The sequence below is a fragment of the Streptomyces sp. NPDC058964 genome (genome assembly GCF_042741275.1).
In the GTDB taxonomy this organism is placed as follows: Bacteria; Actinomycetota; Actinomycetes; order Streptomycetales; family Streptomycetaceae; genus Streptomyces.
On the sequence record NZ_JBHYKH010001088.1, the window covers coordinates 1 to 1014 of the forward strand.

The following is a 1014-nucleotide window of genomic DNA, read 5'->3' on the forward strand; positions in this document are numbered from 1 at the left end:
CGCGGGTGGTCGTCAGCTTCGTGCCCTGCTGCTCGGCGACGGCGGACGCCTCGGCGAACGTGGCGACGGCGACGTCCTCGCCGTACTGCTGCGCCACCGGCATGAGGGCACGGGTGTGCTTCTCGGGGACCTGGTGACTGTCTCCCCGGGGAGACACTTTCGAGAGCTGCGCCCCGAGACGCCACTCACCCATCCACCGGTACGCGTGGGCCCGCTGGAACCCCCAGACCTCGTCGACGTAGGCGCCGAAGCTGCTGTGCGTCTCCCGGTAGAGGCGGCCGCGGTTGATGACCTCCAGGGCCTTCCCCGCGACGATGTACATGCGCTGGAGGCCGCCCAGCGCGCGCTCGCACGCCTCCAGCGTGGCGCGCTCCTGGTCGTCGAGCTGCGCGGGCCGGGTCTCCCCGGCGTCGTACGGAGCGGGCAGCGCCTCCACCGAGACGACCTCGGTAACGGCCGGGGCCAGGTGCGCCGTCTCCTGCTTCACCGCACGATTCCGCCGGGCCAGCAGGGCGCCCCGGTCGTCCCCGGCCCGGGCGGCGGCCGCGCTCACCGGACCACCCCGGCGGCGACGTCGACCAGCTCGGCGGCGAGGAGATCCATCGAGGAGTCGGGGACCAGCCGCGGCGGCCGGCCGAATGCCTGGCCGTACCCGTCGCGGGCGTCCGACCTCGGTACGCGGGTGCGGAGGACCTGATACCCGGCGTCGACGAGGGCGGTCTCCTGCTCGTCGGCGGCGGCCGCGCTCGGGTTGGTCATCGTCAGCAGGATGCGCAGCTCGGGGCAGTGCGCACCGACGCTCTGTAGGTGGTCGAGCGCGGCCAGGATGGACCCGGCGCGGTCCAGCTCCATCCGCGTCGGAGCCATCGTCAGGACGGCCAGGTCGACGGCGGACAGGACGGCGAAGTGCATCCCGCCGGCCTTCCGCACCCACGCCCCGGTGTCCACGGCGAGGATGCCCCCGGCCGGGGTGACCTGCTTCGCTCGCTCCCGGCTACCCGAGCTGGGCGGCGC

The 1014-nt window shown here is 74.2% G+C and carries 1 protein-coding gene and 1 pseudogene; both read right to left on the minus strand.

Annotated features, from left to right (window positions below; all coding sequences use genetic code 11):
* Positions 1–553, minus strand: a pseudogene (locus ACFW2E_RS47865) (hypothetical protein); the annotation flags it as partial.
* Positions 550–1014, minus strand: a 465-nt coding sequence (locus tag ACFW2E_RS47870) for a hypothetical protein (protein ID WP_384478696.1), incomplete at its 5' end; no start/stop codon positions are given. The pseudogene ACFW2E_RS47865 and the gene ACFW2E_RS47870, both read right to left, overlap by 4 nt.